This is a genomic window from Lachnospira pectinoschiza (genome assembly GCF_900103815.1).
Lineage (GTDB): Bacteria > Bacillota > Clostridia > Lachnospirales > Lachnospiraceae > Lachnospira > Lachnospira pectinoschiza_B.
The window spans coordinates 255,384-278,208 of sequence record NZ_FNHZ01000002.1; the positions used below are offsets into that span (position 1 = coordinate 255,384).

At 35.6% G+C, this 22,825-nt stretch carries 24 protein-coding genes; 1 reads left to right on the plus strand and 23 read right to left on the minus strand.

Annotation, left to right across the window (positions count from 1 at the left end):
• Positions 1–8: 8 nt before the first annotated feature.
• The 14 genes from BLQ66_RS05205 to mtaB all read right to left on the minus strand — a co-directional run bounded on the left by BLQ66_RS05205 (position 9) and on the right by mtaB (position 12,989).
• The gene (locus BLQ66_RS05205) at positions 9–701 is read right to left on the minus strand and encodes an iron-sulfur cluster assembly scaffold protein (protein ID WP_074521250.1); all 693 of its coding nucleotides are present in this window, start codon (positions 699–701) and stop codon (positions 9–11) included.
• Positions 702–917: 216 nt separating this feature from the next.
• Positions 918–1,481, minus strand: coding sequence for a histidine phosphatase family protein (locus tag BLQ66_RS05210; RefSeq protein WP_074521251.1), 564 nt, complete (start codon positions 1,479–1,481; stop codon positions 918–920).
• A 305-nt stretch (positions 1,482–1,786) separates the two neighbouring features.
• Positions 1,787–2,506 carry a L,D-transpeptidase family protein gene (locus BLQ66_RS05215; protein WP_074521252.1) on the minus strand — a complete coding sequence of 240 codons (720 nt, stop codon included), beginning with the start codon at positions 2,504–2,506 and terminating at the stop codon, positions 1,787–1,789.
• 5 nt (positions 2,507–2,511) lie between these two features.
• Entirely contained in the window at positions 2,512–3,138 is a 627-nt protein-coding gene (locus BLQ66_RS05220) for a cytidylate kinase-like family protein (RefSeq protein WP_027430657.1), read from the minus strand.
• An 81-nt stretch (positions 3,139–3,219) separates the two neighbouring features.
• On the minus strand, positions 3,220–3,747 hold the full coding sequence (locus BLQ66_RS05225; protein ID WP_074521253.1) for a DUF8052 family protein: 528 nt from the start codon (positions 3,745–3,747) through the stop codon (positions 3,220–3,222).
• A 69-nt stretch (positions 3,748–3,816) separates the two neighbouring features.
• Entirely contained in the window at positions 3,817–4,773 is a 957-nt protein-coding gene (locus BLQ66_RS05230) for an RluA family pseudouridine synthase (protein ID WP_083330284.1), read from the minus strand.
• Between the two features lie 93 nt (positions 4,774–4,866).
• Positions 4,867–5,379: a signal peptidase II gene (gene lspA, locus BLQ66_RS05235; RefSeq protein WP_074521254.1), complete on the minus strand. Its 513-nt coding sequence runs from the start codon at positions 5,377–5,379 to the stop codon at positions 4,867–4,869.
• A gap of 49 nt (positions 5,380–5,428) precedes the next feature.
• On the minus strand, positions 5,429–6,517 hold the full coding sequence (gene aroB, locus BLQ66_RS05240) for a 3-dehydroquinate synthase (RefSeq protein ID WP_074521255.1): 1,089 nt from the start codon (positions 6,515–6,517) through the stop codon (positions 5,429–5,431).
• Between the two features lie 71 nt (positions 6,518–6,588).
• Positions 6,589–7,140 (minus strand): cell division protein SepF, encoded by a 552-nt coding sequence (locus tag BLQ66_RS05245; RefSeq protein WP_074521256.1) that lies wholly within the window; start codon positions 7,138–7,140, stop codon positions 6,589–6,591.
• Positions 7,141–7,207: 67 nt separating this feature from the next.
• A complete protein-coding gene (locus tag BLQ66_RS05250; RefSeq protein WP_074521257.1) occupies positions 7,208–7,900 on the minus strand; it encodes a YggS family pyridoxal phosphate-dependent enzyme in 693 nt (230 codons plus the stop codon).
• Positions 7,901–8,068: 168 nt separating this feature from the next.
• Positions 8,069–9,493 (minus strand): biotin/lipoyl attachment domain-containing protein, encoded by a 1,425-nt coding sequence (locus BLQ66_RS05255; protein WP_074521258.1) that lies wholly within the window; start codon positions 9,491–9,493, stop codon positions 8,069–8,071.
• Positions 9,494–9,552: 59 nt separating this feature from the next.
• Positions 9,553–10,746, minus strand: a complete 1,194-nt coding sequence (coaBC, locus tag BLQ66_RS05260; protein WP_074521259.1) for a bifunctional phosphopantothenoylcysteine decarboxylase/phosphopantothenate--cysteine ligase CoaBC — start codon at positions 10,744–10,746, stop codon at positions 9,553–9,555.
• Positions 10,747–10,755: 9 nt separating this feature from the next.
• Entirely contained in the window at positions 10,756–11,541 is a 786-nt protein-coding gene (locus BLQ66_RS05265) for a type III pantothenate kinase (protein WP_074521362.1), read from the minus strand.
• 29 nt (positions 11,542–11,570) lie between these two features.
• Positions 11,571–12,989 (minus strand): tRNA (N(6)-L-threonylcarbamoyladenosine(37)-C(2))-methylthiotransferase MtaB, encoded by a 1,419-nt coding sequence (gene mtaB, locus BLQ66_RS05270; RefSeq protein ID WP_074521260.1) that lies wholly within the window; start codon positions 12,987–12,989, stop codon positions 11,571–11,573.
• A 158-nt stretch (positions 12,990–13,147) separates the two neighbouring features.
• Between mtaB and BLQ66_RS05275 the strand changes: the two genes are divergently transcribed.
• A complete protein-coding gene (locus tag BLQ66_RS05275) occupies positions 13,148–13,381 on the plus strand; it encodes an HPr family phosphocarrier protein (protein WP_027430646.1) in 234 nt (77 codons plus the stop codon).
• 126 nt (positions 13,382–13,507) lie between these two features.
• Here the strand turns inward: BLQ66_RS05275 and thiI are convergent, their stop codons facing one another.
• From thiI to BLQ66_RS05320, 9 genes are all read right to left on the minus strand, one after another.
• A complete protein-coding gene (thiI, locus tag BLQ66_RS05280; RefSeq protein ID WP_074521261.1) occupies positions 13,508–14,689 on the minus strand; it encodes a tRNA uracil 4-sulfurtransferase ThiI in 1,182 nt (393 codons plus the stop codon).
• Between the two features lie 48 nt (positions 14,690–14,737).
• Positions 14,738–15,895, minus strand: a complete 1,158-nt coding sequence (locus BLQ66_RS05285; protein ID WP_074521262.1) for a cysteine desulfurase family protein — start codon at positions 15,893–15,895, stop codon at positions 14,738–14,740.
• A gap of 63 nt (positions 15,896–15,958) precedes the next feature.
• Positions 15,959–16,702: a 16S rRNA (uracil(1498)-N(3))-methyltransferase gene (locus BLQ66_RS05290; RefSeq protein WP_027430643.1), complete on the minus strand. Its 744-nt coding sequence runs from the start codon at positions 16,700–16,702 to the stop codon at positions 15,959–15,961.
• Between the two features lie 15 nt (positions 16,703–16,717).
• The gene (gene prmA, locus BLQ66_RS05295) at positions 16,718–17,677 is read right to left on the minus strand and encodes a 50S ribosomal protein L11 methyltransferase (RefSeq protein ID WP_074521263.1); all 960 of its coding nucleotides are present in this window, start codon (positions 17,675–17,677) and stop codon (positions 16,718–16,720) included.
• Positions 17,678–17,813: 136 nt separating this feature from the next.
• Complete coding sequence (locus BLQ66_RS05300) at positions 17,814–19,199, minus strand: aminopeptidase (protein WP_074521264.1); 1,386 nt, start codon at positions 19,197–19,199, stop codon at positions 17,814–17,816.
• Between the two features lie 242 nt (positions 19,200–19,441).
• Positions 19,442–20,635 carry a hypothetical protein gene (locus tag BLQ66_RS05305; RefSeq protein ID WP_074521265.1) on the minus strand — a complete coding sequence of 398 codons (1,194 nt, stop codon included), beginning with the start codon at positions 20,633–20,635 and terminating at the stop codon, positions 19,442–19,444.
• A 145-nt stretch (positions 20,636–20,780) separates the two neighbouring features.
• Positions 20,781–21,560 carry a hypothetical protein gene (locus tag BLQ66_RS05310; RefSeq protein ID WP_074521266.1) on the minus strand — a complete coding sequence of 260 codons (780 nt, stop codon included), beginning with the start codon at positions 21,558–21,560 and terminating at the stop codon, positions 20,781–20,783.
• Positions 21,561–21,680: 120 nt separating this feature from the next.
• Entirely contained in the window at positions 21,681–22,475 is a 795-nt protein-coding gene (locus BLQ66_RS05315) for a hypothetical protein (RefSeq protein ID WP_074521267.1), read from the minus strand.
• A gap of 10 nt (positions 22,476–22,485) precedes the next feature.
• Complete coding sequence (locus tag BLQ66_RS05320) at positions 22,486–22,812, minus strand: hypothetical protein (RefSeq protein WP_074521268.1); 327 nt, start codon at positions 22,810–22,812, stop codon at positions 22,486–22,488.
• Positions 22,813–22,825: the final 13 nt, after the last annotated feature.

The following is a 22,825-nucleotide window of genomic DNA, read 5'->3' on the forward strand; positions in this document are numbered from 1 at the left end:
TCCTCCTATTACTGTCTTCTTGGGTCGATGCACTTAACAGCGTCATCAACTCTACCATATTGTCCAGATGCCTTCTTTAAAGCTGTTTCTGCGTCGTCGCCAGCCTTTAAGAAATCCATCATCTTACCAAAGTTAACAAACTTATAACCAATGATTTCATCATCTTCGTCTAATGCTACTTCTGTGATGTAACCATCTGTAAGTTCAAGGTAACGTGGTCCCTTAGCTAATGTACCGTATGTAGTACCAACCATTGAACGAGCACCCTTACCTAAATCTTCAAGACCTGCACCAATCTGAAGTCCGTCTTCAGAGAATGCTGACTGTGTTCTACCATAAACGATCTGTAAGAATAATTCTCTCATAGCTGTGTTAATAGCATCACATACAAGGTCTGTATTAAGAGCTTCAAGAAGAGTAAGTCCTGGAAGAATTTCAGAAGCCATAGCTGCTGAATGAGTCATTCCTGAACATCCGATTGTCTCTACAAGAGCTTCCTGAATAATTCCGTCTTTTACGTTAAGGGAAAGCTTACAAGCTCCCTGCTGAGGTGCACACCAGCCAATACCGTGTGTATAGCCAGATATATCCTCGATTTTCTTTGCCTGTACCCATTTTGCTTCTTCTGGAATAGGAGCTGCGCCATGGTGTACTCCCTGTGTTACAGGGCACATGTTTTTAATTTCTGTTGAATATAACATATGTTCCTCCATTAATAATAATTTATAGAAACCTTACCTTACTATAATAGTTTATTGATAATTTTTTCTCAATACAAAATTGCAAATTTCTGAAAAAAACACAAAAAATACAGTAAAATCAAGGCTTTATTCATATTTACCCTTTATTATCAATGGAATTAAAATATGATAAAGTTTATCAATAATAGCATTTCCCATATATGAATTAAGTGGGCATTAATTTGCCTTTAAATCATCCAAATTTATAAGCTTGCAGTTTGCAATACTCTCTTTCCAAAAATCGTCAACGTCACGATTAAGATAATTGCAAATGATACTAGAATTTGCAGCGCCATGCCCAACGATTAAGACATTATTGCCCTCTTTAAGAAGAGGATAGACCTTATCTTCAAGAAAATCCTTAGTTCGCGCTAGTAAATCCTTAGTAGATTCCCCATTTTTAGAGCCCTTATAGTTCTTTGGATCAGTAAAAAATACATTTACAGGGCAACTACTATCCTCAAAATAGTTAGTAATTCCCTCGTATTCACCAAAGCTCATCTCTTTGATTCGCTCATCTATAATAATAGGAGTGTCCCTGCCTTCAAGGAAAAGCTCGGCAGTCTGTCTAGCTCTAGTTAAAGGCGAACAAAAGCATATATCAAAAGCAATCTCTTTATTCTCCTTTGCCGCCTCACGAGCCATACTAATACCCTGCTCATTTAGTGGAATGTCCGTCCAGCCCTGTAGCTTCTTTGCCACATTCCAATCAGTTTTTCCATGTCGAATAATATATAACATAATTACACTTCCCTATTTCTTTTATTTAACAGGGCACATTATAGCACAGATACTGCCTTTCTTTAAAGGGCGCCTTTAGGAAAATGTATCTAACCCCGCTAAATTCTAAATAATCCCCCATAAAACTAGTCCCACTAATCATAACAAGCCCCAACAAGGCTCAACACCCACAGCAACAAAAAACCGGTAGATTTAAGTTAAACTCCATATAAGTAACTCAAAAACCTACCGGTTAATCTTTTATACATTTTATCTTTATATCAGTCAAGACTCGCTCGTAAGTCTAGCGCCGAAATCTTACATTCTTACTTTGTATCTGTTGGGTCGCGATAGCCTGAACTTATTGTTTCAAACTCCTCTAGAGTCACCCCTGGGTCTAAATCGAAATTATCTAGGATATAGACTGGTGTGTTGATGCCACAATTTTCATAAATCCACTTAGCATTGCTAACGGTCATATGAATTGAGCCGTCTAGAGATGCATTTCCAATATTGTTATAAGAATTCTTGTTTAAAGAATTGTCTGTTTCATTGTAGTAATATGCTGCTGAATATAAAACCTCTGAATTGTCCAATTTAGAAGCATAACGGCAATATGAAGTATCAGAAACTTTCCACCATAAAGCCTTACGGGAAATGAAAGTCTCACCTACACTTGCGTCTTCACTTACTGAAACCTTAAATGCCTTAACAACTATAGTGTATTCTTGATTTTCATCCATCTGGTAAATAACTGCAAAATTCTGAGATTTATTAATCTTGATGCAATAAGACATATTAGTTGCAACATAGTTAGACTCACTCTCTGTAACTTCCTCTGTGATGTCATTATTTACATCCTCGCTTGTTGCTTCACCATTCTCATTATCAATATTATCCTGATGCATCTTAATAACTGTCTTTAGGGCAAAAAGCAAAAAGACAAATACTACTATCATTAAGATCAAGTAAATCTTTGAATTTCCTCCAGTGATCCATTTTCCAAAATCAAATTTCTTCTTTCCTTTAAATCCATTATCCAACATAAATATTACAAATTCTTTTCCTTTAATTCTACATAATTTAATATGAGCTCGATAGCGCCCTCTATTCCTACATCTCCAGTATCAATGCAAAGGTTGTAGCTCTTAGCCTCGCCCCATCTCTTACTAGAATAGTAGTTATAATAACTAGCTCTCTTCTTATCTGTCTTCTGAATGAAGTCAGCTGCCTTGTTATCGTTTAGCTCATAGATTCTCTTGATTCTCTCCACTCTCTTCTCAAGAGGTGCCTTTATAAAGACATTTACTGCAAATGGATTGTCCTCAAGGGCGTAATCTGCACAACGACCAACGATTACGCAAGACTCTCTTGCAGCGATTTTCTTAATGGCATCGAACTGAGCAAGGAAAACCTTGTGATTAATAGGCATGTCCATATATGCATTAGTATATCCAAGAGAATAAGTATCCATAACTAATGAATATAAGAAACTACTTGTTGGCTTCTCATCCTGAGCTGAAAAAAGCTCTTCTGCTATGCCACTTGCCTTAGCTGCCTCAGATAATAATTCCTTGTCATAGCACTTAATGCCTAGTTTAGCAGCAAGCTTCATACCTACTTCATGACCGCCACTACCAAATTCTCTGCCAATTGTTATAACAGTTCTCTCATTCATAATTCATACCCCCTTGAATAATTTTTAAAATCATCGCTATATGAATGAACAAAAATTTATATAATTATTATAACATTTATCTTATTCATTAGGCAACAATTCCGATAGGAAATTTCCTATCTTTGCCCCAAACTTATTAACTGTAATTTCCTTTGTACTTGGCGTAATTACTGCAATCCTAATATTTGAAAAACCTCTAGCTCCAAATAGATAATTCTTCTTAAAATTACTCTTCTTAATAAGCTGCGAAACCTCATAAGTAATAGGATTCTTGGTAATTATAATAAAGGAAATGTAGCTACACATGTGATTCTTTTGTGGCCATCTTTTATCTCCACGAACGAAATGTGGCTCAATATTATCAATAGTCCACTGATAAAGCTCCTTAAACTTCTCTGGGTCTAAATCATCGCAATTTATAAAGAAAAGATGCTCATAGCTTTTCGAGTCCCATAATTTTGCATCCTTAGCTGTCTCAAATTTATTCTTACGATCGTAATTATATGCATAGACCACGAATTTCCTGTCTTTAAACCAATAGTTATGGTAAATGTCAAAACTATCGGAAATGCTATTTAAAATCAAATCAATATATTCTCTACGTCTCATGATGACCTCCAAAGTTAAATATATTTTAAAAGCAATATAAGTAATCCCCTAATAACGCTTTTATCTTAGTTAACTTGACTTTCTTAATTTCTCTAATAGTTCCTTAAAATAATCTGGCAATTCCGCGCTAAACTCAACATATTCTTTTGTGCGAGGATGTATAAAGCCAAGAACTCCAGCATGCAAAGTCTGGCCCTGCAATTTGAAATTGGACTTAGCTCTTGAATACACATCATCTCCTAAAAGAGGATGCCCGATACTTGCCATATGCACTCTAATCTGGTGAGTTCTGCCGGTTTCAAGCTGACACTCGATAAAGGCATATTTTCCAAGGTTTTCTAAAACTTTGTAGTGAGTAACAGCTCTCTTGCCATTCTTTCTATCAATAGTCATCTTCTTTCTATCGTTAGGATTTCTGCCAATAGGCGCATCTACTGTACCCTCTTCCTCTTTAAAGGAGTTTAGGCAAATGGCATAATACTTTCTAGTTATAGAATGAACCGCCAACTGACTAGCTATAAAGTTGTGGGAAAAATCATTTTTACAAGCAACAATAATTCCCGTTGTGTTCATGTCAATTCTATGGACAATACCAGGTCTTAAAACCCCGTTGATGCCGGATAAATTATCCTTGCAGTGATACATAAGGGCATTGACTAAAGTGTTGTCGTAATGACCTGCCGCAGGATGCACAACCATACCCTTTGGCTTATTAATAAGGATTAAATCATCATCCTCATAAACTATATCAAGTGGAATGTCTTGCGCCACAATTTCTGGCACCACAAGCTTAGGAATCCTTACTAAAATGTTTTCTCCGCCCTTAAGCTTATAATTAGCCTTAATGCTTGCTCCATCCACTAAGATGTTATCCTCTTCAATAGATTTTTGAATTCTAGAACGGGAAAAGTCAGTTAGCTTTGAGGAAATGTATTTATCAATACGAGTCCCCTTATCCTGACTCTCAGTTTTAAGGCTAATCTCCTTCTCAAAAGAGTCCTCATCCTCTAAATCTAGCTCATCCATCACAGCATCATTCATGTTCTCTGTCATAGAAGCCATTATTTCATCGTTTTTATTTGTGTCTAAATTATCTAACATTTGCACCTCAAAAAATTATTAGTTAGATTCCCTTTTTCTTGATAAAAATGCAAAATCCTCATCCTTGTAAACAAAGAAAATAAGGATAATCAAGACAATAACCGATAAAGTAACGTAAATATCAGCTACGTTAAATACAGGGAAATCAATTAATTCAAAATAAATAAAATCTCTAACGTAAGACAATCTAATTCTATCAATAAAGTTTCCGATTGCTCCGCTTGTTAAAAAGATTATTGTAAAAAAGAGATAATTATATTTCTTGTCTGCTGGCATCTTAATCACTATATAAACAAGTACTAATACAATAAGGCAAGTAAGTACAATAAAGAAATTAAGCTTGCCATTTAAAATTCCCCAAGCCGCTCCTTGATTTTCTAGGTAAAATAATTTCAAAACTCCAGGAATTATAGAAAAGCCCTCTGACTTACCCTCAAGATTAGCTCTTGCAATAATCTTTGTAATCTGATCAAGCTCAACTAGTAATGCGCTTGCAAGTAAAAATATAATTAATCTAACACTTTTTTTCATAAAAAACTTAAAATTTCCCTTCTCATTTTTTAAAAGAGTCTGATAAATTTTATTCTAAAACTCTTTTTAAAGCCTGTCTCATTTCATCATCTGAAACAGTCTTATCAATAATAGCATCACCAATAGAATCAAGTAAAATGAACTTAATCTTACCAGCGTCTGCCTTTTTATCATTTTTAGAAGCCTTAATTACATCCTCAGCTAAAACTCCCTTACAAGTTAAAGGGAATTCATAGAGCTTAAACATCTCAATAGCTTCGTTATACTCTTCCTCTGTAATTTTAGCTCTTCTAAGAGAAATGTCTAGTGCTGCAACCATACCAAGCACTACACATTCGCCATGATACATACTAAAGTTAAGTAGTTTCTCAATGGCATGACCAAGTGTATGACCAAAGTTAAGCAGGGCTCTATCCCCCTGTTCCTTTGGATCTTTTTCAACCACTTCTCTTTTAATATTACAGCTCACATAAATCATATGTTCAAGAGCATCTAAATCAAGGCTAGTAATTGCCTTATATTCATCCTTTAACCAGTGATAGTATTCCTTATCCTTAATAAGACCATGCTTAATAATCTCGCCAAAGCCAGAATTAAAGAGTCTCTTAGATAAAGACTTAAGACAAGCCATATTCATATATACAAGTTTAGGCATGTGGAAAGCCCCAACCATGTTCTTATAACCTCTAAAATCTACGCCAGTTTTACCACCGATACTTGAATCTACTTGAGCTAATAGAGAAGTTGGAATTTGAATAAAATTTACCCCTCTAAGATAAGTTGCTGCAGTATAACCTGTTAAATCTCCAACAACACCGCCACCTAAAGCCGCAAGCATATCCTTTCTATCAAATTTGTTCTGTATTAAAAATTCATAAACATCCTGAACTGTAGAAAGAGTCTTATTGTCCTCTCCTGCTTCAAATGTATAGATAAAGACCTTATTGCCTGTCTTTTCAAGCTCGGCCTTCACTTCATTTGCATAAATAGGACCAACATTAGAATCTGTTACAATACAGATTTTTCTATCCTTAACACCAAGCTTATTAAAGCTTTCTGCTAGCTTAGAAAAATCCTTCTCAATTACAATATCATAACAAGGCTTTTCCTCATATTTTACATTAATACACTTACTCATATATCCTCCACAAAACACACTTACTACTAAAAAAGCCACCTAAGCTAGAGCTTAGATGGCAAAATCTTTAATTATAACTGACTAATATCAGACTTAGACTTAACACCTGCTAAATCAATTCCGCCACCAACTAATTCAGGAATATCACCTGAAATATCTACATTAGGAGGTGTTACAAGGAAGATAAAGTTAGTAATCTTCTGTAAGTTACCTCTGATTGCGTATGTTGAACCAGCAGAATAATCAATAATTCTCTGAGCTATCTCAACGTGAATACCTTCTAAATTAAGAACAACAGCCTTACCGTAAAGTAAAGTATCTGTAATTTCCTTAGCATCTTCCATAGACTGAGGTCTAATAACAACAACCTCTAATTCCTTTGGAGTCTGTGTCTTAATAGGTACGATCTTAGTACGAGACTGACTTGACTTTGGTCTTTCTGGAACTGAAACTGAATCAGCATCGTTCTTCTTACCACCGAAGATGTTTCTTCTGTCATTAGTTGTTTCTTCATCTTCTTCGTAGTCTTCTTCTAAATCATCATATCCTTCTTCTTCGATATCATCGTAGTCATCTTCTTCGTTAAATTTGAAAAAATCTGTAATCTTATCTATTGCTCCCATTTTTCTTCTCCTTATTCCCAATCGATTTTCCACAGCAATATAAAATTCTGTCCATAAAATACATAAACTATTTATTATAGTTTCTCTCACCAAAAATTGCTGTGCCAACTCTTACATGAGTCGCACCTTCTTCAATGGCTACCAAATAATCGTTAGTCATCCCCATTGAAAGAACGCTCATACTAACATTATCTATGTTTTTATCATTGATGTCAACTAATAATTTATTTAGTCTTTTAAAATATTGTCGATTTTCTTCTGCATCACTAACGTATGGAGCACTAGTCATCAAGCCTTTTACGCAGATATTAGGCAATTTTGCAATTTCTTTAACTGCCTCTTCAACCTCTTCTACTTTAAAACCAAATTTATTTTCCTCAAGAGCCACATTAACTTCAAGTAAAATGTCCATATTTACGCCTTTTTTAACGGCTTCATCACTGATTGCCTTAGCAAGTCTAAGGGAATCTACTGAATGGATCATTGTAACATTTTCAATGATGTATTTAATCTTATTTCTTTGCAAATGTCCAATCATATGCCAATGGATATCTTTAGGTAGAGTTTCCATTTTTGTTGCAAGTTCCTGGACATAATTTTCGCCAAATTCTCTAACACCTTCGTTATATAATTCTTCTATCATTTCATTTGGCTTTGTTTTGCTGACCGCTAAAACAGTAATGTCTTTAGGGTCTCTACCGGCCTTAAAGGCGGCCTTTTTAACGTTTTCTAAAACTTCCTTGTAATTTTCAACTACCATAATTACTCCTTTTTACATTTACCATTGAACATCGCGCATGAGACGCGCTTCGCGCAGCGCGACGCTAGGTCGTAATCAGCAAAGCTGATTGCGACAGGGGGACATCGCGCATGAGACGCGCTTTGCGCGGCGCGACGCTAGGTCGTAACCACTGCGTGCTTACGACAATTAATATATCAGCTCACCTTCGCTATATTTCTTTGCATCAAGTAGAATTCTATCGTAGAGTTCAACGCCTTTTGTAGCATTGTTTTCTAGGATACAATACTCGTCGTTTTTCTTCAAAATATTTCCCACCTTAAATTCTGTAAAGCCAGAATTTACGCAATAAACGCCATTAAGTGATGCCGTCTTTATATCAGAATAGGTTTCTTGGCTATCCTCTTTTATTAAGACAAAGGAATCTGACGGGAACAGATTTGGATCTACGTAAATGTAGTCATCACTAGTATCCGTTGTGTCGTTGTCCTCTGTATAATATCTAGCTACTTTAATAAAGGTCTTTTTAGTCTCCCCATTTTCATCATAGCTAATTAGATATCCATTTTCATTACCACTTGAAGTTAAATAGCTAGTTGGAAGTACGTAGAAATCCTTTGTTGTCATTGCTGAGCTTGGAACCTTAATTCCTGTTGACTCATCCACAACAAGTTCAATATCTAAGTATCTTTCTGTAGCATATCGAATCATATATTTTGAAAGTGACATTTTTCCAAAATATTGTCCATTAACTTCAACTAATTCAAAGCCACAACTTGTGGATATACCATCGGACTTGAAGTTTACTGTAACTGTAGATGCATTTGTCAAATCAAGCTGTTCAACTTGAGACTTAGAAAGGGAAATATACAGATTCCAATTCTCGCTATTTACAATTTTGTAAGCAGCATCGCCAGCTGCAATGGTATCTTCACCGCTGGTATTTTTTAGTACATTTTTTTCATAATTATTTTTATTAAAGCAAGAAGTAGATAACTGATCCTCGCTAAAATTTTCATAGCCGTCTGTGCTATAAACCACTACTCCTGCTGCCTCAGAACCCACGGCATTAAAGAAGTTAGCATTTCCTGTTGAATCGATTAAAGAATCAAGATTTTCCATAATATCTGCGCTTATAGATGCAAGAATTGTAGAATTCAAATCTGTCTTTAAATTATAAATTTCACTGAATTCATTAGGATCATAATTTAGCTTATACTTATCAAGTGTCTCCTTTAGTAAAGACAAATCATCGGAAGAAAGGGCATTTGAAGTATCGGTGCTATAGCTTGCCAAAAGATCAGCAACTTTGCCGGTTTCATCCACTGAATAAACCGTCTCTCCATTAGCCACCTTGCTGCCCTCAACCTGATAATAGTTAACGAAACCCGAATAATTTGAATAATAAACTGTCTCGTCACGAATAGCTAAGGCCGTGAAACTCTCGCTGTCATAAAGACTACCAAGCGCAGTTTCATAGGTCTTAACCGAACTTTTTGTAGCGTATAAAAAGACAAAACAAATTACATAAACTGCAATTAATACAAAAGTTACAACTGCAATTACTTTGTCATAATTACGCCTATATTTAATTACCTTTTTATTTTTAGCCATTAATCAATTTGCCCCTTATATAAATTTTCTACCCTATCTACCCTATTTACAATGTATCTCTACTTTCTCAAAGCCATAATCTCATCAAGTAACTTAGACGCTACTTCTTCCTTTGACATAATCGGAAGTTCCTTAATATCTGACTTTGTAATAAGAGTAACCACATTAGTATCTGTGCCAAATCCAGCGCCAGCTACCTTTAAATTGTTGCAAACTATCATATCGAGATTCTTCTTATCAAGCTTCTTTCTTGAATTCTCGATTAAGTTCTCTGTCTCCATTGAAAAACCACAAAGGAAGAGCTTATCTGACTTGTTTGCTCCAAGACTAGCAAGAATGTCATCAGTTCTCTCTAGACTAATTGACATATCTCCGTCTTTTTTCTTAATCTTCTCATCTGCCACTGTATCAGGTCTGTAATCTGCCACTGCAGCAGCCTTAATAACAATATCAGCATCCTTAGCTTCTTCAACTACCGCCTCATACATATCTCTTGCTGAAACTACATCAATAGCATCTACAAAGCGAGGCTTAGCAAGGCTTGTAGGACCTGAAATAAGTGTTACATTTGCACCACGCATCATAGCAACTTTTGCGATTGCGTAACCCATCTTACCTGTGGAATTATTGGAAATGTATCTCACAGGGTCAATCTTCTCTCTTGTAGGTCCTGCAGTTACAACTACTTTAAGGCCTTCAAGGTCATGTGGCATAGCAATTTCACGAAGGATATTGTCCATTAAAACCTCTTCTGAGGCTAACTTTCCAATACCTATATCATTACAAGCAAGTCTGCCTGATGCTGGTGTAATAAAATGCATACCATAGCTCTTTAACTTAGCTATATTGTCCTGAACAATTCTGTTAGTATACATGTTAGTATTCATAGCAGGTGCCACATAAATTGGGCACTTAGCTGCTAGTAGAGTTGTTGTTAACATATCGTCTGCAATACCTGCTGCCATCTTGCCAATAACATTAGCGGAAGCAGGAGCCACAAGGAAAATGTCTGCCTTTTTAGCCAAAGATACATGCTCTACATTAAATTGGAAATTTCTATCAAATGTATCAACAATACATTTATTACTTGTTAAAGTCTCAAATGCAATTGGATTGATAAAATTTGTAGCATTTTCTGTCATAATAACGTCAACATTGGCATGCTGTTTAACTAACATGCTTGCTAGGTTGGCTATCTTATAGGCTGCAATACTTCCTGTCACTCCAATTACTACATTCTTATTAGTTAACATAAAACTCTCCTAATCTACATTTTTATCATAAATAATTTTAAGTCCCTTAATTAAAAGCTCAGGATCTTCAATAATCTTCTCTTCACAATTAGGAATTACAACTTTTGCAAGTCCGCCAGTTGCCACAACCTTTGCCTCTGGCTTTCCATTTTTACCAAAGCCAGCTTCACGCGAAAGACGGCGAATCATTCCGTCGATACAAGCTGCATTTCCATAAACAAGGCCAGACTTCATACAATCTACAGTATTCTTTGCGATTGACTTTTCCGGTGCCTCAAGGGAAATCTTAGGTAACTGTGCTGTTCTTGAAACTAGGGAATCATGAGATACTCTAATTCCTGGTAAAATCGCACCACCGATGTAATTAGCCTTCTCATCCACCACACTAATTGTTGTAGCTGTTCCAAGGTCAATAATAATTACTGGTGCGCCGTATTCATGAATAGCTCCCACTGCATCAACGATTAAATCAGAACCTACTTGACGAGGCTGATCCATAAGGATATTTAGGCCTGTCTTAATGCCAGGGCCTACAATCATAGGAACCACGCCTACTGTCTTAATTACTGCCTCTTTAATGATATTAACTAAAGATGGCACAACTGAGGAAATAATTGAACCCTTAATGTCCTCAGGCTTTATATTATATAATTCAAGAACCGTCTTAAAACCTATTGCATACTCAAGCTCCGTCTTTGATGGGTCTGTAGATAATCTCTCCTCAAAAATTACACGGTCATTATCCACACATCCAACTACAATGTTAGTGTTACCCATGTCTATGGCAAGAATCATTCCTGCCTCATTCTTTCTAGTCTTCATATTTACTCTCCGATAATTGAGCAAAGAACTGTCTCGTTATCGCTCATTAAACTTTTTGCTTTAATTTTTACAATAGTATTAACTATTTTATCTTCACTTACTATAGAATAACCTTTAAATGCCTCTTTTTCAATAGCTACACGAATATAATTCTTAGTATAACCTGTATAATATTCCTTATCATCAATTGTAACTAACTCCTCAATTAAGACATCAGCAAACTTAGTATTCTCAAGGAAATCCTTTCTATAAGCCAAAGAATTAACCTTTGTCATAAGTAAAAGTGAATTACTTCTCTTATTTTTATCCTTACCGTTTACCTGAGCCGGCATCTTATCAGCAACCGTACCCTTTCTTCTTGAGTATTTGAAAATGTGCATCTCATAGAAGTTTACCTTCTTTAGGTACTCATAAGTCTCATTAAAGTCCTCATCTGTCTCCCCTGGGAAACCAACAATAATATCTGTTGTAAGGGCTGGTTTATCAAGATATTTACGAAGTCTTTCAACACCCTCCATAAATTCCTTAGTATCGTATTTTCTATTCATAGCCTTTAGAGTCTTATCATTTCCACTTTGAAGGGATAGATGAAAATGTGGACATAGCTTAGGCATTTTCGCAATTTCCTTAGCAAATTCTTCTGTAATTACTCTTGGCTCAAGTGAGGAAAGTCTGATTCTTTCAATTCCATCAATCTCATTGATAGCCTTAATTACATCAAGAAGGCCTATATGGGCTGTTGCATTTTCATTAGCAAGATAATCGTCGCTAGCTAGACCCTTATCGCTTTCCTTTACAAAGTCAAGGCCGTAACTTGTAATGTGAATACCAGTTAAAACCACTTCCTTAAAGCCTTTAGCTGCCAAGCCCTTAACTTCCTCAACAATATCTGAAATCTGTCTACTTCTGATTCTTCCACGAACGTATGGAATAATGCAGTAAGAGCAGAACTGATTACAACCATCCTGAATCTTTATGTAGGCTCTAGTATGCTCAGATACTGTCTCGATTGTAAGATTCTCATAATTTGAATCCTTATTTATATCATTCATGAAAACGTTGCAAGTGCTGTCCTTATAGTATTCCTCTAAGGCCTCAACAACGCTAAATTTTCTATTATTACCAATTACAATATCAACGCACTCGTCAGCAATAACTCCTGCGCTATCTGATTCAACGTAACAACCGCAGGCGATAACCACCGACTCTGGGTTCATTTTCTTAGCCTTATGAAGCATCTGACGAGACTTTCTATCGGCTATATTAGTAACGGAACAAGTATTGATTACATAGACATCAGCTAAAACATCCTCCTTAAAAGGGACGATCTCATAGCCCGCCTTTCTAAACAACTCTTCCATTGATTCTGTTTCATATGAATTAACCTTGCAACCAAGGCTATGTAATGCTACTTTTTTCACTAAATTCCTCTTTTCAAAAATGTATTCTCTATGTTATTATTTTAACAACCCACAACTAAGTTAGAATCTATCTAGTCTCTAAAATAAATTTTACTAGTTGACAGTAAGATTTTTAGTGGCTAGAATGATTATATAAAATAATGTAGGAGGTAGACAAAATGAAGACTGTTCAGATTTCATTAAACTCTATTGATAAAGTTAAGTCTTTCGTTAATGATATCACTAAGTTCGATGTTGACTTTGATTTAGTTTCTGGTAGATACGTAATTGACGCTAAGTCAATCATGGGTATTTTCTCTCTTGACCTTTCAAAGCCAATCGACCTTAATATCCACGCAGAGAACGACATTGATACAATTCTTTCTGTATTAAAGCCATATATCGTTGAATAATATTATTAACTAAGCCCCAGCCCTTAAAGGCTGGGGCTTTTTTTACAAGGGGGAACATCATGCATTAAAATTGCCTTCGGCAATCAGCATGATGCTACATAATAACTAGTTTCACTAGTTATTACATTACTCACAAACTATTTTTTCGACTGTGCTCATTGCTCTTTCATACATTTCGTCTATAACTTCATCTAAATTGTGTTCGTGTCTCTTAATTACACTTAAGTTTGGCTTTGTTACTGGATGTTTAGCAACAAAGATTGTACAGCAATCTTCGTAAGGTAAGATTGATGTCTCGTATGTTCCAATCTTTTCTGAGATATCGATGATATCCTGCTTATCAAAAGCAATAACTGGTCTAAATACTGGAAGTGTACAAACTTCGTTAGTACATGTAAGGCTGGCCATTGTCTGAGATGCAACCTGTCCGATTGACTCACCTGTTACTAAGCCGTTACAACCGCTCTGCTTTGCTAAGTCTTCTGAAATCTTCATCATTAAACGTCTCATGATGATTGTTAATTCGTCATGTGGACATTTTTCATAAATAGCTAACTGAATCTCAGTGAAATCTACTACGTTAAGTGTGATAGGACCTGCATACTTAGAAACGATCTTAGCAAGGTCAACAACCTTCTGCTTTGCACGTTCTGAAGTGTATGGAGGTGCATGGAAATATGTTGCTTCAATTTCAACACCACGCTTTGCAACCATGTAAGCTGCAACTGGGCTATCGATACCGCCTGATAAAAGAACCATTGCCTTACCTGCAGTTCCGATTGGCATTCCACCAGGACCAGGGATTTCAATTGAGTAAATGTTAATGATTTCTCTAATTTCAACCTGAACTAAAACTTCTGGATTATGTACATCAACCTTTGTTTCAGGGAAGGCTGTAAGAATAGCCTCACCTAAATCCATGTTGATTTCCATAGAGTTCTTTGGATAGTTCTTTCTTGCACGACGTGACTCTACCTTAAAGGTAAAGTTCTTATCTTCATAAGCCTTGCCAATATAGTCAACTACGTGAGCTGCTAAATCTTCAAAGCCATTATCTTCAATCTGAACTACAGGGCAAATTCCATGAATACCAAATACTCTTGAAAGTGCCTCAATAGTCTCATCATAATCATAAGAATCAGATAAAACCTTAGCATAGATTCTACCCTGTCTCTTAATAACATCAAATTCACCCTCTACATTTTTTAAAGCGTGCTTGATCTGTCTAACTAAAGCGTCTTCGAAAAGGTAACGATTCTTACCCTTAACGCCAATTTCACCATACTTAATTAAAAAAGCCTTGTACATATTGTTTCCTTTCTTCTTAGTACTAAACTGCTAAAGCAGTTGCGACAATTACTTTCTAACAAATCTACGTAACTGAGGCACCAATGTATTTAAAACATCAAGTGCATAATCAATTTCTTCGATGCTTGTTTCATAGTTAAAGCTAAATCTTATTGTTGAATCTAATAGGTTATTAGCAAGTCCAATAGCCACTAAAGTATTGCTAAGACCTGGCTTGTTTGAAGAACAAGCTGAACCTGAAGATACGTAGATGTTCTTTTCCTCAAGGGCATGAAGTAAAACTTCTGCTCTAACATCCTTAAAACTAGCTGAAACTATCTGAGGAGCTGACTCTCCGTCTCTCTTACTGTTAATCTGCACATCTTCCATCTTTTCAAGACCATCAATTAAATGATCCTTAACTTCGTAGAGATGTTCAATTTTCTTATCAAAATCACTATTATAGATGAGTTCAACAGCCTTTCCAAGACCTGCGATTGCTGGAACATTTTCAGTACCAGAACGCATACCCTTTTGCTGTCCACCTCCGTAAATAATAGGCTTGATGCGAGTCTTGTCCTTTATATACAAAAATCCTGAGCCCTTAGGGCCATGAATCTTGTGACCACTTACTGATAAAAGGTCGATGCCAAGCTTTTTGGGGTAAATTCTAAACTTACCGTAAGACTGAATAGCATCCACATGATAAATAATATCTGGATTGTATTCTTTAACGATACGTCCGATTTCTTCAATTGGCTCAATGGCACCAATTTCATTGTTAACGTGCATACAGCTAACTAAAATTGTTTCCTCGTCAAGAGCTTCCTTTAAAGCCTCTAAATCCACAATACCCTCTGAGTTTACAGGGAGGTAAGTTACTCTAAAGCCTTCTCTTTCAAGAAAATTGAAAGGCTCCTTAACTGAGGCATGCTCAACTGAGCTAACAATTAAGTGATTACCTCTACGCTTATTAGCCATGGCAGTTCCTATAATTGCTGTATTGTTAGATTCTGTTCCACCTGATGTGAAAAGAATCTCTTTATCTAATACCTTAAGGCTCTTAGCAATAATGCTTGCTGCTTCCTTAACGTAGTTTTCAGCTTCCACACCCTTCATATGCTTAGCCGATGGGTTACCGTAGTTAACCTGCATGGCCTCAATCATAATCTGCACAACAGGATCTGCTGTACGTGTAGTTGCTGAATTATCTAAATACGCTTCCATTTTTCACACTCCAAATCTCGTAACTATCTAATGTCGCGATTAAATATTTCTTTAAAAATGTCTTTATTCTTCAAAATTATACATAAGCACGCTCATAAGCATAAGGCCTGCAGTTTCAGTTCTAAGAATTCTCTTTCCTAGAGTAACTATCTCGCAACCTGCCTCAATAGCCCTATCAAGCTCGTCTCTATCAAAGCCGCCTTCAGGACCTATAAAAATGCCCACCTTATCACCAGGCTTTATAGAATTAACCACATCCTTAGTATGTGCCATTCCATCAGCACATTCGTAAGGAAGTATTAACTTATCAAGCTTTCCAGCTTCTTTTAGTGCTTCTGTAAAAGACATTGGTGATTCCACCTTAGGAATAATGCTTCTTTTACTCTGCTTAGCAGCACTTAAAGAAATCTCATTCCATCGTTTTATTTTATTGTCTGCCTTCTTTTTGTCAAGCTTAACGATGCATCTTTTCATAGATACAGGGTAAAAGCCAGTCATACCGAGTTCGACACATTTTTGAATAATAAGTTCCATCTTATCTTGCTTAGGTAAACCCTGAAAGAGATAAACCTCAATTGGAAGTTCATTAGTCTTCTCACGTTTCTCCTTAATTGTTACCCTTACAAGCTCATCTGAGAGGCTATCAATAAGGCAAGAATAATCAAGATTATCTCCTGTACTAACTAAGACTTCGTCGCCTGTCTTTAGTCGCAGTACATTTTTAATATGATTAACATCTCCACCAACTATATCAATATAGCCTTCCTCTTCAAATGTGTTCTCATGTTCTGCAAAAAAATGATACATAGTCTACACCAACCTTTAGTTTGCTCTTCTTGCTGTAACATTTACCCATTCACCATCATGGTTAACTTCAACGATTTCAAGGTGAGGATTCTTCTCAAATGCAGTAACAACCTCTTCTTCCTTGCTATCGATGATACCTGATGTAATGAAGTAAGCGCCAACTTTCATATGCTCGTGAATGCATGTTGAGAGAGGTTCAAGTACATCTGCTAAAATGTTAGCGCAGACGATATCGTACTTCTCGTAACCGCAAGCATCCTTAATTGCCTTGTCATCAATAATATTACCTTCAATGACCTCTAACTGGCTGTGAGAAATGTCATTCTGGTCAGCATTTTCATGACTTGCAATAATAGCATTAGGATCAAGATCTGTTCCAAAGGCATGACCTGCGCCATACTTAAGAGCAACTACTGATAAGATACCGCTACCACAGCCTACATCTAAAACTTCGTCCCCTGACTTAACATACTTTTGAAGCTGTCTAATTACAAGACGAGTTGTTTCGTGGGAACCTGTACCAAAGGCAGTTCCTGGATCTATTGAAAGAATAGGATGTCCCTTCATCTCTTCAGTTACCTCTTCCCAAGTTGGCTTAATGTAGAGGTCGCCGATGTTAAAGGTATGCCAGTACTGCTTCCAGTTGTTAATCCAATCCTTATCCTCTGTCTCTGATTCAGTGATTGTACCTTCACCTACATTACAAAAGATACGTAGGCTCTCGATTTCATCCTTAACCTTATCTAAGATTGTATGGTCATCATCCTCTGAGTCAAGATAGAAGTTAACAACTGCGCTTCCATCATCTTCTGGCAAATCTGGAATAAAATCAACAAACATAGATTTAGCCTCTTCCTTAGTTAACTGAACGTTGTCACAGATTTCGATTCCTTCAATTCCAAGTTCCGATAAAGAAGCACTGATTAAATCCACCGCTTCAGTTGTAGTTTTTATTGAATATTTATTCCACTTCATCCTTATTTCTCCATTTCTTTTTATTACATAAAAACTACAAGCCCCAATAAAATCTATTTAAAGTAAATAGTATCAGGGCTTGCATTAAATTAAGCTATCTAATTTTAACCTAAAGATAAGTATATATCAAGTGATTTTAAGCATCCTTTAAGAAGGCTTCATAACACTTAAGAGCTTCCCAAAGGTCAGCCTTTGAAATAATCTCATGTGGAGCATGCATGTTAAGAACTGCAATACCACTATCGATTACGTTCATATCGAGGTTAGCTAAGATGTAAGCGATTGTTCCGCCGCCACCTGCATCTACCTTACCAAGTTCAGCTGTCTGGAAGTTAACCTTGTTATCATCGCAGATCTTTCTAATCTTAGCAACATACTCAGCTGAAGCATCGTTAGAACCTGACTTACCACGAGCGCCTGTGTACTTATTAAATACAACACCACGGCCAAAGTAAGCTGAATTCTTCTTCTCAAATACTGATGCATAGTTTGGATCAAATGCAGCTGAAACATCAGAGCTTAACATAAATGAGTTAGCAAGTGCTCTTCTAAGCTTGAGATCAGAATAATCTCCGCATCTATCCATAAGTTCAGCGACCATATTTTCAAAGAACTTAGACTGCATACCTGTAGCACCTACAGATCCGATTTCTTCCTTATCAACAAGGATACAAACACCAGTCTTTTTTAAGTTCTGTGAGTTAAATAAAGCGATGAGTGATGGGTAAGAACAAGACTTATCATCATGACCGTAACCCATAATCATTGATCTATCTAAACCGTAATCTCTAGCAGGACCTGCTGGAACCATTGTAAGTTCAGCTGATAAGAAGTCCTCTTCTTCGATATTGTACTTTTCCTTAAGGATATTTAAGATGTTCTTCTTAACTAATTCCTTCTCGTCTTCTTCGCCTTCTGCTGGCATGCTACCAACTAAAACATCAAGGGCTTCACCTTCAACAACCTTGCTACCCTTCTTTTCCATCTGCTCAGCAGCTAAATGGATAAGTAAGTCAGATACACCAAGAACTGGGTCAGATGGATCTTCACCAACAGTAACATCAATTACTGAACCGTCCTTTAATGCAACTACACCGTGAAGTGCAAGAGGTGTTGCTGTCCACTGATACTTCTTAACACCGCCATAGTAGTGAGTATCAAGTAAAACAAGTTCTGTATCTTCATATAATGGGTTCTGCTTAATATCAAGTCTTGGTGAATCAATATGAGCACCTAAAATGTTCATACCATTCTCAAGCGGCTCTTCACCGATGTTAAATAACACGATAGCCTTCTTCATATTAACTGCATAAACCTTATCGCCAGCCTTTAAAGTCTTGCCAGCCTTAATAACTTCATTTAAATCTTCATAACCAGCTGCCTTAGCGAGCTTAACAGATTCTGTTACGCACTCTCTTTCTACCTTAGCCTTGCTAATGAACTGTCTATAATCTTCTGCAAAATCAAAAACAGCTTTCTTAGTAGCAGCATCGTATGTCTTCCAAGCATTAGCTCTTTCCATAATCAATTTCCTCCTAGTTCCAATCCCAAAAAGGATCTAAATGTGTTTTGAAAAATTCTATCAAGCATTCTTGCTTAAATTGAAAGTTATAATCATTAAAAATCATAACAGTTACAAGTTTACTATTGAATTTTTAACTTGTAAAGTCAGCTTTTTGTATATAATAATTAGTATCTACTAACTAATGTAAGGCAAAACACATCTAATGTCCAATTAAGATTTTCTAAACTAATAAGGAAAATTTACAAAACAAGGTCAACGTGACTAATTGTGCCCACAGCCCCAGAGCTTTCCTTTAGATAAACTCCAGTCCTTTTAATTTCTGCATTTAGATTATTATCGCTATCCTTTAAGCTAAACTGACTATTGGCGCTATCAAGATAAATTGCCCCCACATCTGCCTTCTTTAAATCAATAAGCAAATCTCTTCCTTCACTATCCTTTGTCCAAACCTTAAGCTTATTAAATATAGAATCATTTTCATCAATCCAGCCATTGCCATCTTCATCGAAGGCAGCTAAATCCTTAAAGCCATCCCCTGATTTTGTACCAAAAAGTTCGGAACCATCATTAATTACGCCATCATTATTTTTATCCAAGGCTAAAAAGCCCGAACCTTCCCCTGCAAAGGAAATCTTTTCTTCATCCCCATCTGCATCCAAATCAAAGAAAAACTTCTGGTCAGAAACACTAGTAATATTGCTATCTAAGTTAATTACAAGCGGGTCCATCTTAATGTAGTCCTTAACCTCTAGCAGGTTGGTCTCTGCCATAAAAGCCCTAGACATGCCAACTTCAAGGTTAAAGTCGATTGACCTACCATCTGCTGTCACCACTTTTCCTGTGCTTGAAAATGTAGTGCTTTCCTGTTCTGAAACAAAACCTGTACTTGCTGTGATTTTCTGTCTGGCTGTACCATTGCTAACTCCTCTATTTTCAGAAGGGCTAATAACTAGTCCTGTCACTGAAGTTGAGGATGAAAATGCATTGCTAGAACTAGTGGCAATTCCTGCCGCCACGTTTTTCTTAGAATTTCCTGAAGGCTTTACATTTTCATAATTACGCAAAAAATCCTTACTTACCTTCTTTCCTGCAAGGGCCGCTAAAATCTCTTTAATCATCTTAATCTTCATATCTAGCTCATCGCTAATCTGATATTGATTAGAGTTTTTGTTAGCCTTTAGGAGTTTAGCAAGAGAATTAAGATTTCTTACTTCATTTTCCTCTCTATGCTTCTTTTCGTTTTCTTTCTCCTGTTTTTGGTAACTTAGCATGGCCTCCTTCATGGTCATAGCCTTTGATTCTTTTGACAAATCAAGAATGGCAATTACTGCCCCTTTAGATGCCGCAACATCCATACTTACAGACTCTTTATAACTGTAATAACTCTCTTCATGTGTTGTGGCAAAAGAAATAACACTGCTTTCAACCTTCATAACGGACTCCTTTCCGTAAACGCGGGTAAATCCATTTACCCTAAAAAAAAAGTTTCTAGAAAAGCCTGGTAAGACTAATCTAGAAACTATATCGGTTGCTTTAGCAAAAAACTTTATAGCTAAATTATATTACATTTGAAAATTATTAATTTTCAGACTTATATGAACTAACACCATCTGTACTCATATAATAAAAATTAAGTTCTACTGGATTTGAATTCTCAAAAACCTGATTATATATTTTTTCATATTCGGACTTAGAAATTGGATTTTCGTAGTCGATACTGTTGCCGTTTAAACCAACAAAATATACAGTGCCTGCATTTTCAACATCCACATTATCAGGATAATCAGTAGGCTCTATATCCTTGTCCCAAGAATCGGCTGATAAAACCTGCTTATAACTATCTGTACTCTCATCATACTTATAGGCATCGTATGGATTCATATAACCATAGCCCTGATTATGATACCAAGGCAAGTAAGCTACGCCGTTATCGTAAAATGTTAACATCATGCTAGATAAGCCTTCGTCTATAAACTCATCCTTATCCACGTCATACTCATAAACACCGCCCCATGTATAGACATAAGCTGCATCATCCCAAGAAACAATAAGCTCTAATTTACCATCACCATCAATATCATTAATAGCAAATAAATTCATTGTATCATCATCAAAAAGTCTATCAATTGGTTCACCATAAACATTACATGATTTTGCAGACATCTTCTCAACTAAATCAAGATAAGCCTCAACGCGTTCCTCGTTATCAGCTTCTAAACTATCAGTTTGTGTTTCAGTTACTGTTTCTGTCTGAGTCTTAGTAGTAGTCTCCCCTTCGTTTGTTTTAGTCTCATTAGCTGAACAAGCAGTCATAAGCATAAGACAAGCAAGTGTGCTAATAAGTAAAGTCTTTCTCATATTTTTTCCTCCTGTGCTCTTAAACTTTAGTAAATAGTAAAATATTTTACCGAACTAGTATAAGAGTTTTGGAAAATGAATGCAAGGGAAGGGAAACAACGCAAAGCATTTATCCTTACATTAAACACTTTCTTCATCTGAAGCAACTTCTCCAATTTCAGCTTCTTTACTTGTACCACATGGTTGGTGATTATTTTTATACTCCATTTTATCGTTTTTTAAATAGTAAATTTTATATTCTTCATTATTTTCTAAAATATCCTTTATATTAATTGGGATTATATTACTTGCATCTTTAATATATTTTTCTTTACCACATAATAAATAACCATTATTTAGTTTTTTATATATGTGTAATTCATCACCTTTATATTTAATTCTAATGTCAGAATTCTCTTTTGGAATTAAAACAAAAAAATTATAAAACACGAGATAATCAACAAAACTTGTAATTATAATTATCATAGATAAAACTATGACATCATCCATATAATTATATGAAATTGAACAAAAGACAAAAAAAGACACCATTGTTGCTAAACACCCAAACAGATATCCATCTAAATGATTACGAATATTTTTTATAACATTTATATTCTCTAGCTTAAAACCTTTTATCGATTCCAACAGTACAATAATATAAACATATAGATATAGTATTCCAAAGCAAATTAAAAGGATAAAATTATTAAATTCTTTTAAACAACTTGCACATACATATTTAGCAATAACAATATAAACATAATCAAAAAATATACTTGATTTTTCATTTTTATTATCATCTAAAATATCCTCTAATCTTGATTTAAACAGTCTATTAAAATAGCTAATTATAAATGGTAAAAGTATACCTAAAGCTGTCAATATTATATTTACCCAATCCTTAAATGAAACTTCATTAATAAATTCTTTCATTAATTATCTCCTACTTCTTATACTTTTTTGTAATAACTAAACTATAAATTACCATCATTGCAATAGTCTCAAACATTACTCCCACCATTGAAAGAATAATATAAGGGTTATTATGTCCCATTAAAATTGGTAAACCCAGTAAATTAAAGATTAAGCCATAAGCAATAAATAATAATCCTGTTGCTAGGTTATAAGCCTTAACATCTTTAACCTCAAAGGGTTCAGAGTTTGCCCAAAATCTTGCTGGTTTTTTTGAAAAAATGTCTATTGCGCCTAAAAACATGATTATAAAACCAACAATAATCCATATTACAAATCCAAGAACTTCCCCACTCATAATAATATCTCCT

Bases quoted from the DNA above. Each gene is read 5' to 3' on its own strand.
- BLQ66_RS05205 (WP_074521250.1), bottom strand. From the start codon at position 701: ATGTTATATTCAACAGAAATTAAAAACATGTGCCCTGTAACACAGGGA.
- BLQ66_RS05210 (WP_074521251.1), bottom strand. From the start codon at position 1,481: ATGTTATATATTATTCGACATGGAAAAACTGATTGGAATGTGGCAAAG.
- BLQ66_RS05215 (WP_074521252.1), bottom strand. From the start codon at position 2,506: ATGTTGGATAATGGATTTAAAGGAAAGAAGAAATTTGATTTTGGAAAA.
- BLQ66_RS05220 (WP_027430657.1), bottom strand. From the start codon at position 3,138: ATGAATGAGAGAACTGTTATAACAATTGGCAGAGAATTTGGTAGTGGC.
- BLQ66_RS05225 (WP_074521253.1), bottom strand. From the start codon at position 3,747: ATGAGACGTAGAGAATATATTGATTTGATTTTAAATAGCATTTCCGAT.
- BLQ66_RS05230 (WP_083330284.1), bottom strand. From the start codon at position 4,773: ATGGATGAGCTAGATTTAGAGGATGAGGACTCTTTTGAGAAGGAGATT.
- lspA (WP_074521254.1), bottom strand. From the start codon at position 5,379: ATGAAAAAAAGTGTTAGATTAATTATATTTTTACTTGCAAGCGCATTA.
- aroB (WP_074521255.1), bottom strand. From the start codon at position 6,517: ATGAGTAAGTGTATTAATGTAAAATATGAGGAAAAGCCTTGTTATGAT.
- BLQ66_RS05245 (WP_074521256.1), bottom strand. From the start codon at position 7,140: ATGGGAGCAATAGATAAGATTACAGATTTTTTCAAATTTAACGAAGAA.
- BLQ66_RS05250 (WP_074521257.1), bottom strand. From the start codon at position 7,900: ATGGTAGTTGAAAATTACAAGGAAGTTTTAGAAAACGTTAAAAAGGCC.
- BLQ66_RS05255 (WP_074521258.1), bottom strand. From the start codon at position 9,493: ATGGCTAAAAATAAAAAGGTAATTAAATATAGGCGTAATTATGACAAA.
- coaBC (WP_074521259.1), bottom strand. From the start codon at position 10,746: ATGTTAACTAATAAGAATGTAGTAATTGGAGTGACAGGAAGTATTGCA.
- BLQ66_RS05265 (WP_074521362.1), bottom strand. From the start codon at position 11,541: ATGATTCTTGCCATAGACATGGGTAACACTAACATTGTAGTTGGATGT.
- BLQ66_RS05275 (WP_027430646.1), top strand. From the start codon at position 13,148: ATGAAGACTGTTCAGATTTCATTAAACTCTATTGATAAAGTTAAGTCT.
- thiI (WP_074521261.1), bottom strand. From the start codon at position 14,689: ATGTACAAGGCTTTTTTAATTAAGTATGGTGAAATTGGCGTTAAGGGT.
- BLQ66_RS05285 (WP_074521262.1), bottom strand. From the start codon at position 15,895: ATGGAAGCGTATTTAGATAATTCAGCAACTACACGTACAGCAGATCCT.
- BLQ66_RS05290 (WP_027430643.1), bottom strand. From the start codon at position 16,702: ATGTATCATTTTTTTGCAGAACATGAGAACACATTTGAAGAGGAAGGC.
- prmA (WP_074521263.1), bottom strand. From the start codon at position 17,677: ATGAAGTGGAATAAATATTCAATAAAAACTACAACTGAAGCGGTGGAT.
- BLQ66_RS05300 (WP_074521264.1), bottom strand. From the start codon at position 19,199: ATGGAAAGAGCTAATGCTTGGAAGACATACGATGCTGCTACTAAGAAA.
- BLQ66_RS05305 (WP_074521265.1), bottom strand. From the start codon at position 20,635: ATGAAGGTTGAAAGCAGTGTTATTTCTTTTGCCACAACACATGAAGAG.
- BLQ66_RS05310 (WP_074521266.1), bottom strand. From the start codon at position 21,560: ATGAGAAAGACTTTACTTATTAGCACACTTGCTTGTCTTATGCTTATG.
- BLQ66_RS05315 (WP_074521267.1), bottom strand. From the start codon at position 22,475: ATGAAAGAATTTATTAATGAAGTTTCATTTAAGGATTGGGTAAATATA.
- BLQ66_RS05320 (WP_074521268.1), bottom strand. From the start codon at position 22,812: ATGAGTGGGGAAGTTCTTGGATTTGTAATATGGATTATTGTTGGTTTT.